This is a genomic window from Pedobacter changchengzhani (genome assembly GCF_004354365.1).
GTDB lineage: Bacteria > Bacteroidota > Bacteroidia > Sphingobacteriales > Sphingobacteriaceae > Pedobacter > Pedobacter changchengzhani.
Window position 1 is genome coordinate 1 of record NZ_SJCY01000003.1, and the last position, 14,921, is coordinate 14,921.

The following is a 14,921-nucleotide window of genomic DNA, read 5'->3' on the forward strand; positions in this document are numbered from 1 at the left end:
ATCGTCAGCAAATGATGGTGTTTTTATCAATTTCATAACACTAAAATAATCATTAACCAGCTAGTAATCAAATAATTATAAAATTATTTATACACATTTTGAAGAAATCTGCCTTGCAACGGTCTTAAATTGTGGGCTAAACAAATTGTTTAGCTTCTTGAATGTTGTTATCAGGTTTTTTAGAAAGAAGTCAAGTTTTAAAAACTTGACTTCTTTAAAAGTAGAGAGCTAAGAAACTTTGTTACGCATGATTTTAGGCTACGCGCTAAATTGTGGGCTAAACAAATTATTTAGCTTCTTGAATGTTGTTATCAGGTTTTTTAGAAAGAAGTTAAGTTTTAAAAACTTGACTTCTTTAATAGCGAAGAGCTAAAAAACTCTGCTATGTTTGAGTTTAGGCTACGCGCCACATTGTGGGCTAAGCAAATTGTTTAGCTTCTTGAATGTTGTTGTCAGGTTTTTTCCAAAAGAAGTCAAGTTTTAAAAACTTGACTTCTTTAATAGCGAAGAGCTAAAAAACTCTGCGATGTTTGAGTTTAGGATACGCGCCAAATTGTGGGCTAAGCAAATTGTTTAGCTTCTTGAATGTTGTTGTCAGGTTTTTTAGAAAGAAGTCAAGTTTTAAAAACTTGACTTCTTTAATAGCGAAGAGCTAAAGAACTCTGCTATGTTTGAGTTTAGGCTACGCGCTAAATTGTGCGCTAAACAAATTGTTGAGCTTCTTGAATGTTGTTGTCAGGTTTTTTTCAAAAGAAGTCAAGTTTTAAAAACTTGACTTCTTTAAAAGGAGAGAGCTAAGAAACTTTGTTACGCATGATTTTAGGTGATGCGCTAAATTGTGGGCTAAACAAATTGTTTAGCTTCTTGAATGTTGTTATCAGGTTTTTTAGAAAGAAGTCAAGTTTTAAAAACTTGACTTCTTTAAAAGTAGAGAGCTAAGAAACTTTGTTACGCATGATTTTAGGTGATGCGCTAAATTGTAGGCTAAACAAATTGTTTAGCTTCTTGAATGTTGTTATCAGGTTTTTTAGAAAGAAGTCAAGTTTTAAAAACTTGACTTCTTTAAAAGTAGAGAGCTAAGAAACTTTGTTACGCATGATTTTAGGCTACGCGCTAAATTGTGCGCTAAACAAATTGTTGAGCTTCTTGAATGTTGTTGTCAGGTTTTTTAGAAAGAAGTCAAGTTTTTAAAACTTGACTTCTTTAAGAATCACTTTCCAAAGCTTTAATACTTTCGTAAAAAAAAAGCATGTAAAAGTTATGAAATGCCATTACGCTAATCAATCTCAAAAGAGTTTAAATAGAAATAATCAATTTGCGTTTTGTGCATGGCTATAAAGTTATCTCTGCCTCCGAAATATTCCATCAACTCTTCTCTCTTCAGCTTAGTTTTCTTAATAGATAATAGTGGTTTATAAGACGACCACTCAACATCTTCTATGTTTTTGCATAATCCATGTTTTATGGCATTTGCATGGATATAAATTATCGTTTGTTGTAAGTGTAAATCGTTTTGTATTCTAATTCTTCTAAATGGATTAATAAACAACGAACCGGATCGGCTAGTCTCTTTATTAAAAGCCATAGCATAGGATATAAAGAAATCCTTCATTTGAAATTCCAAAGCCTCGCTAAAAGATATTTCTTTATCAAGATATTTTTTTTGGTGTGTTTTCAGGTGATCTGTGCCGATTGATTTTAGGTTGAGCGTAAGAGAATGCTCGCTTACACATTTTACTAAAAGGTGAACATGGTTTTGGATCAATATATAGCAGTATGTATCCATGTAGCCAAAACTATATTGAGCATATTTTTTAAGGAAATATGACTTGTTATGATCGTTTTGGAAAAGTAGGCTACCGGTAACTGATTTGCAAATAATATGCATAAACTCATTCTCAGCAAAATCTTGAATATATTTTTCGTTAACAGGCATAAAGTAATTTATGTCAATTTTAATGAAAATACAAGTTATGCCAAAAAATAGAGCTGTTGTAAATGAGTCAACTTTTTAAAAACTTAATCCATTTACAACAGTTAAACTAACCCAAAATTTCCAATTCCTTAATAATTGCAGTTTCTAAGTTTGATGAGGCTTTAATAAGAGGCAATCTAACCGAATCGCCACAAATGCCTATGTGTTTTACTGCTGCTTTAACCCCAGCTGGATTACCTTCTGCAAAAGCTAAACGTGTAAATTCAATTAAACTTAAATGTATTTTCGCCGCCGCTTTAAAATCTCCATCGGCACATAACTTTACCATATCAGATAATTGTTTTGGTAGCGCATTCCCGATTACAGAAATGATACCAGCAGCGCCCATTGCCATCATAGGTAACGTAACAGGATCATCGCCAGAAATTAATAAAAACTCCTCAGGCTTATCGCGTAAAATTTGATTAAACTGATCGAAGTTTCCACAAGCATCTTTAATACCGATGATGTTTTTAAAATCATTGGCCAATCTGCATGTTGTTTCTGGAGAAATATTACTGGCAGTTCGCCCCGGCACGTTATATAAAAATAAATCTAGCGGAGAAACTTCAGCTAAGTATTTGTAATGCTGGTAAATGCCTTCTTGCGTAGGCTTATTGTAATACGGACTTACAGATAAAATTGCACTGTATCCATCTGTGTCAAAAGTTTTAATATCCTCAGCTACTGCCAAAGTATTGTTGCCACCAATACCGGCTACTAATGGTAACCGTTTATTATTAATTTCAGCAGTATAGGCCCACACCTGTTTTTTCTCGTCTTTAGTCATTGTGGCTGTTTCGCCGGTTGTACCTAAAGAGACAAGGTAATCTATACCTCCATCTATCAAATGATTAATCAAGTTTTTTAAACCTGTATAATCAACTGATCCATCTGTGTTAAAAGGTGTAATTAGCGCTACACCAGTTCCCTGAAATTTGTTCATTATATTTATTGTTGTTTTTTACCATGAAGCCACGAAGGCACCAAGGGTTTTCTTTTTTATTATAGAACTTAGTCTTTTTTATTTTTGGTTAAACAATTTTTTATTCTAGCATCTTCAAAAGCTCAGCATCGCTAATCATTTCGATGTTTAATTTTGTTGCTTTCTCTAATTTTGATGGCCCCATATTATCACCGGCAACCAAGTAATTTAGCTTACTCGAAATACTGCTTAATATTTTGCCTCCATTGGCTTCAATTAAATCTTTTAATTGCTCACGACTAAAAGTCTCAAAAACGCCCGAAATTACGAATGTTTTTCCAATAAGTTTATCACTTGCCAACTCAATTGCCTTTTCTTCAATTTCGAACGCTAATCCTGCTAATTTTAATAATTCTAACTGCTTTAAATGCTCATTATTTCCAAAATACTCAATAATGCTTTCCGCTATTCTTTGCCCAATTTCGTCAATGGCAATTAAATCTTCGATAGTAGCTACGGCCAAACGCTCAATATTTTTAACACCGGCCGCTAATTTCTTGGCAACAGTTTCGCCAACATATCTAATGCCTAAGCCAAAAAGGACCTTTTCGAATGGCATTTCTTTAGATTTTTCGATTCCAACGAGCATATTTTCGATTGACCGTTCTCCAAATCGATCTAACGTTTTTAACTCATCAGATTTTTGATACAAAGAGTATAAATCACTAATGTGCAATACCAAGCCATTTTTGTAAAACGTTTCAATCGTTTCATCGCCCAAACCATCAATATTCATCGCTTTGCGAGAAATAAAATGCTGAATTTTGCCTACAATTTGTGGCGGACAGCCTTCATCATTAGGGCAATAATGAACTGCTTCACCTTCTTTTCGAACAAGTTCTGTTCCGCACTCGGGGCAGTTGTGTAAGTAATTTATTTTGGGCGAGTTGGGTACTCGTTTATCTAAGTTTACCTTTATAATTTTTGGGATAATTTCTCCACCTTTTTCTACAAAAACAGTATCGTGGACATGCAAATCCAATCGCTCCATTTCATTTGCATTGTGCAAAGTAGCTCGTTTTACAGTTGTGCCCGCAAGTAAAACAGGTTTCAAGTTTGCAACAGGTGTAACTGCTCCGGTTCTGCCCACTTGGTAAGTCACTTTTTCTAAAATAGTTTCAACCTCTGCTGCTTTAAATTTATAAGAAATAGCCCAACGTGGCGATTTCGCTGTAAAGCCTAATTCTTCCTGTTGGGCAAAACTGTTTACCTTAATCACAATTCCATCAATGTCGTAACTAAGTTTAAATCGTTCATCCTCCCAGTGGTGAATAAAAGCTAAAACTGCATCTATATTTGCAACCAATTTATTGTGTTCACAAACGTGAAAGCCCCAATTTTTAACTGCATTTAAGCTTTCCCAATGTGTTTTAAATTCGTTATTATTGGTATATAAAAAGTAGATAAAACCATCTAAAGGTCGTTTGGCAACCTCGTTGCTATCTTGCATTTTAATGGTACCCGAAGCAAAATTACGTGGGTTTGCATAAGGTATTTCTCCAAGTTCTTCTCTCGAAGCATTAAGTTTTAGAAAAGCCGCTTTATGCATGAAAATTTCACCTCTAATTTCGAAATGATCGGGGGCAGCAGTCGTTTTTAATTGGTGGGGAATGGTTCTAATCGTTTTTACGTTATTCGTTACTTCATCACCTTTTGTACCATCTCCACGGGTAACCGCGCGAAGTAATTTGCCATTCTCGTACGTTAAACTGATCGATAAGCCATCAAATTTAAGTTCACAAACATATTCAAAGTTATCGCCTATGGCTTTGCGTATGCGTTCGTCAAAATCTCTTAAATCTTGTTCATTATAGGTGTTGCCCAACGAAAGCATTGGGTATTTATGTTTAACCGTAACAAAGTTTTTCGTTACCTCGCCACCCACGTGCTGTGTGGGCGAATTTGGATCGGCAAATTGAGGGTTTGCTTGTTCCAATTCATGCAATCGAGCCAGTTTCTGATCGAAATCAAAATCGGCAATAGTTGGCATGGCCAGTACGTAATAATTATAATTATGTTGATTAAGTTCTTTAATTAAAGCTTCTATTTCTTTTTTTATGGCAAATAACGACATAACGCAAATATAATTGATTTTAGGGTTTGGAAAACAAAAGGCAGTATTTTATCGGTTAATTCTGCCCTTTTTTCGCTAAATCTTTTTAAATGCCTTCGCATTAAAAAAGTATACCGCTACAATAAGGTTTATTAACTCAATCCTGCAAAATAAACTTGCGTTTCCTTTTTTAGTCTTCTAAACTAATTTCCCCTCAATCTCTTCAAAAATATTCATAAAATCTTTCTTCAAAATGGGTTTAAAAATAGCAAGCTGATTAGTTAAAGCGTCCAATTGACTTTGATTTAAACTTTCGGGCCACAAGCGCATGCAAATTCTATTTAAGGCATAGCTGATGTTTTCTAGCTTTTGATAGCTCAATAAATATTTACTGCTAATAAATTTCTCTAAAAAGCTAAAAAAAACTTCATTCTCTTTGAGATTGCTGTGCGTTAGGAAATCATTAAGAGATTCATTATTTACTGCCGACAACTTTTCGTAAAAATTTTTCACATTAATTAAATTTTGCTCAACCAACAAATGATCTAACAAAAGTTCTAAGCCAATGTGCGCTAAAAAAGAGGGTCTAATTGCCGTATTTTCAACAATCGGTTTAATTAGTATTTTTAGTTCTGCAGTTTTGGTAAAGAAAAACGAAGATGAATGGAAGAATAAATCAACTGCTAAATGTCTTTTCCATCCGTAAAGTAAATTCTCTTCTGCTAAGTTCCCCTTAAACAGAAATTCATTTTTTTGTGGGTATAAGTTGGCATCTTTTGATGCATTCTTAATTAAATCGGGCAAAACCGTACCCATCACCACATTGGCATCGCTGTTAAATCGATCGAAGTAGAAATGAGAAAGGAAGTTCATTGAGTAAAGGTAAGAAGAAAGTCGGGAAAGACCGAAAGTACGTAAGTCGGAAAAGTCGGGAAGTCCGAAGACCGAAGTCTGGGTATTCGAAAAAGTCGGGAAGATGGGAAAGTTCGAAAGGCCGAAGTTTGAACGGCTAAAGATAGTTGTAAAGTAACCCTTATGCATTGCGGTGTGGTCTTTGTCCCCTGCTCTTTCATCCTCTTCGCTTTACTCTTTCAGCTTTGCGCTTTCAGCTTAATAACTATCTTTGCGCAATTAAATTTATACCATGACAAATTTTGTTGAAGAGTTACGTTGGAGAGGCATGTTGCACGATATTATGCCGAATACTGAGGAAAAATTAAATGAAGGTATGACTTCGGGTTATATCGGCTTTGATCCAACTGCAGATTCGTTACATGTTGGCCACTTAACGCAGATCATGACGCTTATTCACTTCCAACGTGCTGGTCATAAACCGTTTGCTTTGGTTGGTGGAGCAACAGGTATGGTTGGCGATCCTTCTGGAAAATCAGATGAACGGAATCTTCAAACCCCAGAAATGGTTGAACATAATTTGGCTGGAATGAAACAACAGTTGGCTAAATTTTTAACTTTTGAAGACGCTGGCAACGGCGCAGTAATGGTTAACAATGCCGATTGGTTTAAAAACATGAACTTTTTAGACTTTATCCGTGATGTAGGTAAACACATTACTGTGAACTATATGATGGCGAAAGATAGCGTAAAAAAGCGTTTGGAAGGCGATACAGGCATGTCGTTTACCGAATTTTGTTACCAGCTGGTACAAGGCTATGATTTTTACTATCTATGGAAAAATCACAATTGCATGGTGCAAATGGGTGGTTCCGATCAATGGGGTAATATTGTTACGGGTACTGAGTTAATTAGAAGAAAAGATCAGGGTACGGCTTACGCAATAACTACGCAGTTAATTAAAAAAGCCGACGGAACTAAATTTGGCAAAACCGAAAGTGGCGCCATTTGGTTAGATGCGGAGAAAACTTCCCCTTATAAATTCTATCAGTTTTGGTTAAACGCATCTGATGATGACGTTAAAAAATGGATCAGAATTTTTACACTGAAAACAAAAGATGAGATAGAAGCCTTAGAAGCCCAACATGATACCGCGCCACATACTCGAATTTTGCAAAAAGCATTGGCCGAAGATATTACAGTGAAAACCCACTCTGAAGAAGCACTTGAAACTGCAATAAAAACTTCAGAGTTTTTATTCGGTAATGGTTCTTTGGAGTTTTTGAAAAGCTTGACGGCAGCACAGGTTTTAGAAATGTTTGAAGGCATACCTCAGTTTGAAATCTCTAAAACAGAGTTGGAAAATGGGATTGATGCGACAACTTTATTGGCCGAGAAATCAACCGTAGCTTCATCAAAAGGAGAAGCAAAAAAATTAATACAAGGCGGCGGAGTTTCTGTAAATAAAGAGAAAATAGCTGAAATAGGGCAATTATTTAATTCATCGAATTTGATTAATAATCAATTTATTGTAGTTCAAAAAGGTAAAAAGAATTATTTTTTAATTGTTGCTAAATAAGGTTTTATAATCTGAGGTCTGTAATTCAATATTAATTTCGAGAATCTAAATGCCGTTTTGGGTTGGCGCGATCGTCACCCTGAATTCAGTTCAGGGTCTTTGTAGCAGGATAGATGCTGAAATAAATTCAGCATGACGATGAACCTAAGTGTAATCCCAATGAAGGATGATTTTCAATAAAACAGTTATCGAACTCACGTTGGTAATTTAACACACAAAAACTTTTACTGCACCAATAAATTACAGCCTCTAATATCGGCGTTATCAAAACGGCCTAAAACTTCGAAGCTTCCATCTGTATAAATTTTCCCTAAATCTTGTGTAGCAATAAACGAGCATGAATTTGTATTGGCCAAATCGATAACATTAATGCCACCAGCTTTCCCCTCTGGAATTAAACTTAAAGGATCATTCGTATCGCGAATAAAAACTTTCATCCAATTTGGGCATTTGAAAATTCCATCTCCGAGCGAGTACGCCTGAGAAAGTAATTCCGTCATGCCGTATTCGCTATGGATTTTTTTTACGCCAAAACCTTGCGTTAACTGCGCGTGCAATTCTTCGCGAATCATTTCCTTCCGCTTACCCTTCATCCCTCCGGTTTCCATTACAATTAAATTTGGGAAATTGATTTCATTTTGCTCGATAAAATCCAACAGTGCATAGGTAACACCAATTAAAACCGTTTTTTGATTTTTTGATTTTAAAACATTTAAGGTTTGCAAAAGTTCATCATGGTTATATAAAAAGTAGCCACTTAACGGGTTTTTGCTTTTCTCAATCAAATCGTTAACCATGTAAATTAGAGATGAACCCGAGCGTTGTTGGTACGAAGGAAGAAGCGCTAAAAAGCAATAGGTTTCTACATCGCCATAAAATTGAGCAAATGCTTTTAAATAACTTTTTTCATACAGCTTTACATCGGTTACATGGTGATTGCTTTGACTCATACCTGTGGTACCAGAGCTGCTAAAAGTAATTTCAGTAGGGTTTTTATTGCTTAATATCGTGTGGTTTTTGAAAAAGCCTATAGGTAAAAAAGGAATTTTTTCAACCGAAGTAATGTATTCAATTTTTATACCTAAATGACGAATATACTGCGCGTAAATCTCACAATGTAACGCTTGAAAGGTAAATACATCAAGCGCTAGCTTATTAAATTGTTCAACTGTATTAATAGAAAATAAATCTTTATTAAAATTCACGTTGTTAAGGTAAAAGCGACTAACTAATTTTTAGTTTTTTATTATTTAACATGGATATACGAAATTGGTAACCGCAGTAGCCACTAATTCCAGCTACTAAACCACTTAACAAGCCCGTAACTAAAAGTAAAACCCACCATAATTTTACGCCCGTCATTATCGCAATTCTCGAAGCCAATAAATTATCATTTGGTAAACTTTTAAAAAGCGAATATCCAATCCAAAGCAAACCAACCGCAAAAAATGATTGCCAGAATGCAATTTTACCTGTTTTGCCAATAATGCCACAAGTGGCAAAAGAAATTACAATAATAATCCACCATGGCAGAAACAATTGAAGTAAAAAGCAAATAATTAGTATAACGATGAAAACCATTTTATTTAGATATTTTTAAACGTGAGATAATTTTGCCCGAAGCATCGGTAGGCGATTGCATAAAAAATAAATCGTACAGTTTACCTTGTGCCCAAGTATCAACCATGTTATCATAAAATTTACTTCCTGGATTTCCAGATTGGCCACCTGGGTAAACGCCATGGCCTTTGGGTGTTTTACCCAATTCGATTACCATACGCCATGATGGGCCATTGGTTTCGCTAATGGCATTAATGGTGCTTTTTGCGCCACCAATTAACAATACTTTTGAGCCTAAACCTGGTATCTTTGCTAAATGTGGTACATGGGTTTGCTTTACATTTGCCCAGTTCCAATCGCTATTAATTGGGCCGAACCTACGCTCTAAACTATCGCAACTGTATTTAAAAGCTTCGTTAACCAAATCTGATAAAGTTTCTATTTTACTGGTTTTAGTGTTGTCGTACCATTTCGATTTTGGTTCATTAATAATCATTTCTACCGTTCTATCTCTCGATGGGTAGCGCATTGGTATTCCGGCAACTTCAAAATCATCACTCCAAATATCATCACTTAACCTTTTCGTCCAAATTTCGAACACACTTGCTGCAATTTCATTTGCATCGTAGCGTTTGTTCCATTTAGTTAAGTAAGAAAGTGCCTCTTTTTGGGTTGCATTCAGGTGGTCTTTGTTAACCAATGGCATTATTGCAGGCATTAAATTTTGCGCCATCACGCTATAATTGTCGGTTTGCATTAATCTAATGCTATCTAAAGTTGCTTTAGTCATTGCGGTAAGCCGATCATTAATATGTTTTCCACGCTCGTAAGGTGCAAATTCCCAATTAATATAATATGGATAAGTTTGATCTGTTGAAGATTGATTTGCCGAACTAACAAAACCACGCGGTGGATTTTTAACCGTTGGGTTTTGCGATGCTGGGATCCACCCTTGCCAATCGTTAGCAGGGTCTGAACCATCTAAAATGTATTTTCCTTGCTCTTTCCATTTTAATGGAAATTTCCCATTTGGGGTGATGGAAATATCATTATCAACACTGGCAAACACAAAATTTTGAGCCGGTGCGGTATAAAAAGTTAAGGCTTTGCGGTAATCGTCGTAATTTTTGCCTCGGTTAAGGAAATAAAAAGTTAGGAGTTCGTTAGATTGATCGTGGGCAATCCAACGCAGTGCATTTCCAACAGGCACATTATTCGCTTTGTTAAATTTTGGTTTCTGCAGGTAAACCACCGGACCTTGATGGGTATAATAAACCGTATCGATAATGTCTTTATCGCCACGAACTTTAATTGTTTCTATTCTTTTACTGGTTTTTGTCCACTTATTATTGTACCAATATTCGTTGTGCGTGCTGTCTTTAAATTTTATTTGATAAAAATCGAGCACATCTGCAGCAACATTGGTTACGCCCCAAGCTATTTTTTGATTGAAACCAATTATTACGCCAGGCGCACCAGGCAATGAAACACCATAAGTATTTACACCGGGCGCATTTAACTGAATTTGGTACCAAATAGAAGGTAGTGAAAGATCCAAATGTGGGTCATTTGCTAAAATTGGATAACCTGAGGCCGTTTTTGAGCCGGATAACGCCCAATTGTTACTTCCAATCCCCTCAATTTTCTGTTTTGTTTTAACATCGCCAGTAACTGCATCTGTAAAAGCTTTCGGTGTTGCGGGGATAGGAAGCGGTTTAAAATCCCATTTTGTACCTACCGGGATAATTGGATCTTCCCTGTAAGGATAATCAGGAAACAGATTTTTGGTAATCTCAGGGCCGAACTTTTTTAAAATGTTGGTCATGTAAAATTCATCAGAACCCATGGCCAATACTGCCGACATCTGTTTAAGCAATAATGCACATTTTAAAGGCGTCCATTCTTCAGGCTTAAAATCTAAAATTTTATATTCTAATGGATATTTAGCTTTCGAAAGGGTTTTGATATACGCATTTATTCCTTCGGTGTAAGCCAATACCATTTCTTTTGATTTTGGGTCGGCCATCATTCCTTTCAGCGAATTTTCGGCGCCGTAAACCATGCCCATTCTGCGCTGGTAGCGATCACTTTCTCTTGCAGGTTGAGAAGTAACCACTTCGCTTATTCGCCCTGCAGCAAAACGGGTTTGAAAATCCATTTGCCAAAGGCGATGCATGGCTGTAACATAACCTTGCGCTAAATAAAGATCGTGGTCGTTTTGCGCAAAAATATGGGGAATCATGCGGTCGTCAAAAACGATTTCAATTTTATCGATTGCACCTTTAATTTTTACACTATGATTGAACATGAAATGATTGTTCTCTGCATTTTGCCAAAAACCCATAAAAGGATTTAAAAATTTTAGCAATGGTGGAGTCGTATTGATTTTGGTATTTAGCAAAAAAGCCAATCCTAGCGGGATTAAAATACAAAAAAGCGCTTTAAGTTTATTCATTTTGGTTATTTCGTAAAAATCAATACAAAATCATTAACTGAAATTTAGATTAATCATGCAAATTACAACAAAGTATAGCCTTATCAAAATTATAATTTGCAAAGAAAATTATTATGCAAACATAACTTGTTAAATTGAAAAAAAGAGTTTAAGTTTATATTAGTAATTAAATAACTAACCGGATAAATTACGAATTATGAGAAAAATTTTTACTCACATTACATGTGTGCTGTTGCTCATGTGTATCAGTACTATTTATTTACAGGCGCAAACAACATCTTTAAGTGGCACTGTAAAAGATAAGCAGACCAAAGAACCATTAGTTGGTGTAAGTATTAAGGTTAAAGGTCATTCAGGCGGCGCTGCAACAAATGCCTCGGGCGCGTTTACTTTTACCACTACCGCAAAGTTGCCCTTTACATTGGTGGCAAGTTATGTAGGTTATGGATCGGTAGAGCAAACTATAACCGAAAAAAGTGCTAATATTTCTTTAGAATTAGAAACCGCCATAATGCTAGGTGGCGATGTTGTGGTTTCGGCATCGAGAACGCCAGAGCGGATTTTAGAATCGCCTGTTTCTATCGAGCGCCTTAGTGCATCATCCATTAAAGAACTCCCAGCGCCATCTTTTTACGATGCATTAAATAATATGAAAGGCGTAGAGAGCAGCAATCAAAGTTTAACTTTCAAATCCATCAATGCACGTGGATTTAACACCAACGGCAATACACGTTTCAATCAATTTATTGATGGAATGGACAATCAGGCGCCAGGTTTAAACTTCTCGGTTGGTAACATTGTGGGTTTAAATGAGCTGGATGTAGATAATGTTGAGCTTTTACCCGGTGCTTCATCGGCTTTATATGGCGCAGGTGGTATAAATGGTACATTGTTAATGACTTCTAAAGATCCTTTTAAATATCAAGGTGCAAGCTATCAATACAAAACAGGGTTAAATCATATTAACGATAACAGCAGTTCTCCGCAACCATATAATCAATTAGATGTTCGTGTGGCAAAATCATGGAATAATAAATTTGGTGTAAAAGCATCTTTCTCGTTTTTGCAAGCTAAAGATTGGCAAGCCAATAATTATTCAAACTTTGATCGCATTGCTAATAGTCCGAAAGCGGGTAACCGACAGTCAGATCCAAACTACGACGGTGTAAATGTTTATGGTGATGAAGTAAACGCTAATCTACAGTTTGTATCGAGAAGCATTCAAGCAAACCCAGCTTTAGCGGGTGCAGTTGGGGGCTTTAACAGTTTAATTGGTGCAAATTTGAATTATGCACAAATTGTTGGTGCAGTAAATGCACCTAATTCGCCTTATGCTGGTTTAAAGCCTGCTTTGCCTTATTTGGGTGTGGTGTATGGCCTTAATAAAGGATTAATTTCTAATCAATCTGTTTCTCGTACAGGTTATAATGAAGAAGATTTGGTTGATTATGGTGCAAAATCACTAAAAACATCAGGTGGTTTATACTACAATATCACTAAAACTATACAATTAAATGCAATTGCAAACTGGGGTACAGGAACTTCAGTTTATACAGGTTCTGATCGTTATTCGTTGCGTAATTTTAGCATAGGTCAATATAAATTAGAATTAAAAGGTGACGATTTCTTTTTACGAGGCTATACCACTCAAGAGCGGTCGGGTGATTCATACATTTCTTCAATTTTAGGAAGTTATATCAATGAAAAAACTAGCCGATCAAAAGATTCGTGGTTCCCAACCTATGCTGCGGCTTATGGAACAGCAGTTTCTCAAGGGTTAAATGACCAAGCTGCGCAGACTGTAGCAAGAAATGCAGCCGATGCTAATCGGGTTTTACCTGGCTCGGCCGGTTATGAAACGCTGAAACAAAATATTAAAACCACAACAATTAGCTCAACAAATATCAATGCCGATCCAACAAAAAGTGTTTATGGTGCTAAGTTTGATGATAAAACAAACCTTTACCACTATGAAGGAATGTACAATTTTACCAATGCTTTTAATAATGTAGTCGAGTTTCAGGTTGGCGCTTCTTCACGCTTGTATCAATTAAGATCTGCAGGAACTATTTTTGATGATTTAAACCGTAAAATAGATATTAATGAATATGGTGCTTTTGCGCAATTAGGCAAAAAATTTGGCGATGTTTTTAAAGTAACTGTTGCTGGCCGTTATGATAAAAGCTCGAATTTTGAAGGTAGATTTACACCGAGAATTACTGGTGTTTATACCGTAGCTAAAAACAATAACATCCGTTTATCTTACCAAACAGGTTATAGAAACCCAACTACACAAAACCAATATATCGATTTATCAGTTGGTGGCGGTGTACAACGTTTAATTGGTGGCTTAAATGAGAGCCTAAGTAAATATGGTTTAAATGTAGAAGCTACTAAAGGTTACACCGAAAGTAGCTACAGAAGTTTTCAAGCTGCGCAGGCATTAGGTGCGCCAACTACCGGTATTTTACAAAAATATACTTTTGATGCTAGAGGCGTTAGACCAGAAAGCGTGCAGGCTTACGAATTGGGCTACAAAGGTTTATTGGGCAATAAATTACTGGTAGATGCTTACGGGTATTATAACATGTATAAAGATTTTATTACCGCAGTAAATGTGTACCAACAAGTAGGTGCAACAACCGATTACACAAAATTTGGCGTTCCTGTTAATGCAGCAGGTAAAGTAACTTCTTACGGTGGCGCCTTAGGTTTAGATTATGTAATGGGTAAATATAATTTGAGTGGAAATGTTTCTTACAACCAAATAGGTGATTTGCCTGCAAACTATATTAACGATTTTAACACGCCAAAAGTGCGTTATAACTTAGGTTTTGGTAATCGCGAAATTATTAAAAATGTTGGTTTCAACCTATCTTACCGTTGGCAAGATAAGTTTTACTGGAACTCAACTTTCGCAGCAGGAAATGTACCCGCTTTTAGCACTTTTGATGCGCAGGTGAATTACAAAATCCCTTCAGTCAACTCGGTAATTAAACTAGGAGGATCAAATATTTTAAATAAATATTACATCACATCTTACGGTAATCCTGCCTCGGGTGCAATTTATTATTTATCATATACGTTTAACCCGTAACTATTTAAATGTTCTTTTAAACCCTCGTTATTTTATAGCGAGGGTTTTTTATTTTATTCAAATAATTGATAAATAGTTGTTTATTTGTTTTGAAATTATCATTGCAAACTGAAAATTAAATGAAGAGCGTTTTCGCAACTTTAAGTACACGATGTATTGAGTTGATGAAATTTAGAATGTAAATATGAACCAACAAAATAAATAATCTGGCTGTAGCTTAGTTAGCGATTTTATTCTCTTTTTGGGATTTACTTAGCGGACAATAGCCATTTATGGTTAAATAGTTTTTACCTATACTGCTATAGAAAAAAGCAGTTTGACTAAGCAATTTTGGTTTGTTAACTTAGATGAAATTAATCTTATTT

The 14,921-nt window shown here is 35.7% G+C and carries 9 protein-coding genes; 2 read left to right on the forward strand and 7 right to left on the reverse strand.

Annotation, left to right across the window (positions count from 1 at the left end):
• Positions 1-1,276 precede the first annotated feature (1,276 nt).
• From EZJ43_RS05095 to EZJ43_RS05110, 4 genes are all read right to left on the reverse strand, one after another.
• Positions 1,277-1,936, reverse strand: coding sequence for a hypothetical protein (locus tag EZJ43_RS05095; RefSeq protein WP_133261610.1), 660 nt, complete (start codon positions 1,934-1,936; stop codon positions 1,277-1,279).
• Positions 1,937-2,042: 106 nt separating this feature from the next.
• On the reverse strand, positions 2,043-2,921 hold the full coding sequence (gene dapA / locus EZJ43_RS05100; protein WP_133261611.1) for a 4-hydroxy-tetrahydrodipicolinate synthase: 879 nt from the start codon (positions 2,919-2,921) through the stop codon (positions 2,043-2,045).
• Between the two features lie 100 nt (positions 2,922-3,021).
• Entirely contained in the window at positions 3,022-5,034 is a 2,013-nt protein-coding gene (gene ligA / locus EZJ43_RS05105; protein WP_133261612.1) for an NAD-dependent DNA ligase LigA, read from the reverse strand.
• 177 nt (positions 5,035-5,211) lie between these two features.
• The gene (locus tag EZJ43_RS05110) at positions 5,212-5,886 is read right to left on the reverse strand and encodes an ACP phosphodiesterase (RefSeq protein ID WP_133261613.1); all 675 of its coding nucleotides are present in this window, start codon (positions 5,884-5,886) and stop codon (positions 5,212-5,214) included.
• A gap of 271 nt (positions 5,887-6,157) precedes the next feature.
• Between EZJ43_RS05110 and tyrS the strand changes: the two genes are divergently transcribed.
• A complete protein-coding gene (gene tyrS / locus EZJ43_RS05115; RefSeq protein ID WP_133261614.1) occupies positions 6,158-7,444 on the forward strand; it encodes a tyrosine--tRNA ligase in 1,287 nt (428 codons plus the stop codon).
• Between the two features lie 224 nt (positions 7,445-7,668).
• Here tyrS and EZJ43_RS05120 read toward each other — a convergent pair whose 3' ends face one another.
• From EZJ43_RS05120 to EZJ43_RS05130, 3 genes are read right to left on the reverse strand one after another with little or no spacing between them, the layout of a single operon-like run.
• Positions 7,669-8,649, reverse strand: coding sequence for a LuxE/PaaK family acyltransferase (locus EZJ43_RS05120; RefSeq protein ID WP_133261615.1), 981 nt, complete (start codon positions 8,647-8,649; stop codon positions 7,669-7,671).
• 19 nt (positions 8,650-8,668) lie between these two features.
• Entirely contained in the window at positions 8,669-9,025 is a 357-nt protein-coding gene (locus tag EZJ43_RS05125; protein WP_133261616.1) for a hypothetical protein, read from the reverse strand.
• A gap of 1 nt (position 9,026) precedes the next feature.
• On the reverse strand, positions 9,027-11,459 hold the full coding sequence (locus EZJ43_RS05130) for a penicillin acylase family protein (RefSeq protein WP_133261617.1): 2,433 nt from the start codon (positions 11,457-11,459) through the stop codon (positions 9,027-9,029).
• Positions 11,460-11,655: 196 nt separating this feature from the next.
• On the opposite strand from EZJ43_RS05130, the gene EZJ43_RS05135 reads away from it, so the two are divergent.
• Entirely contained in the window at positions 11,656-14,556 is a 2,901-nt protein-coding gene (locus EZJ43_RS05135) for a TonB-dependent receptor (protein ID WP_133261618.1), read from the forward strand.
• Positions 14,557-14,921 lie beyond the last annotated feature (365 nt).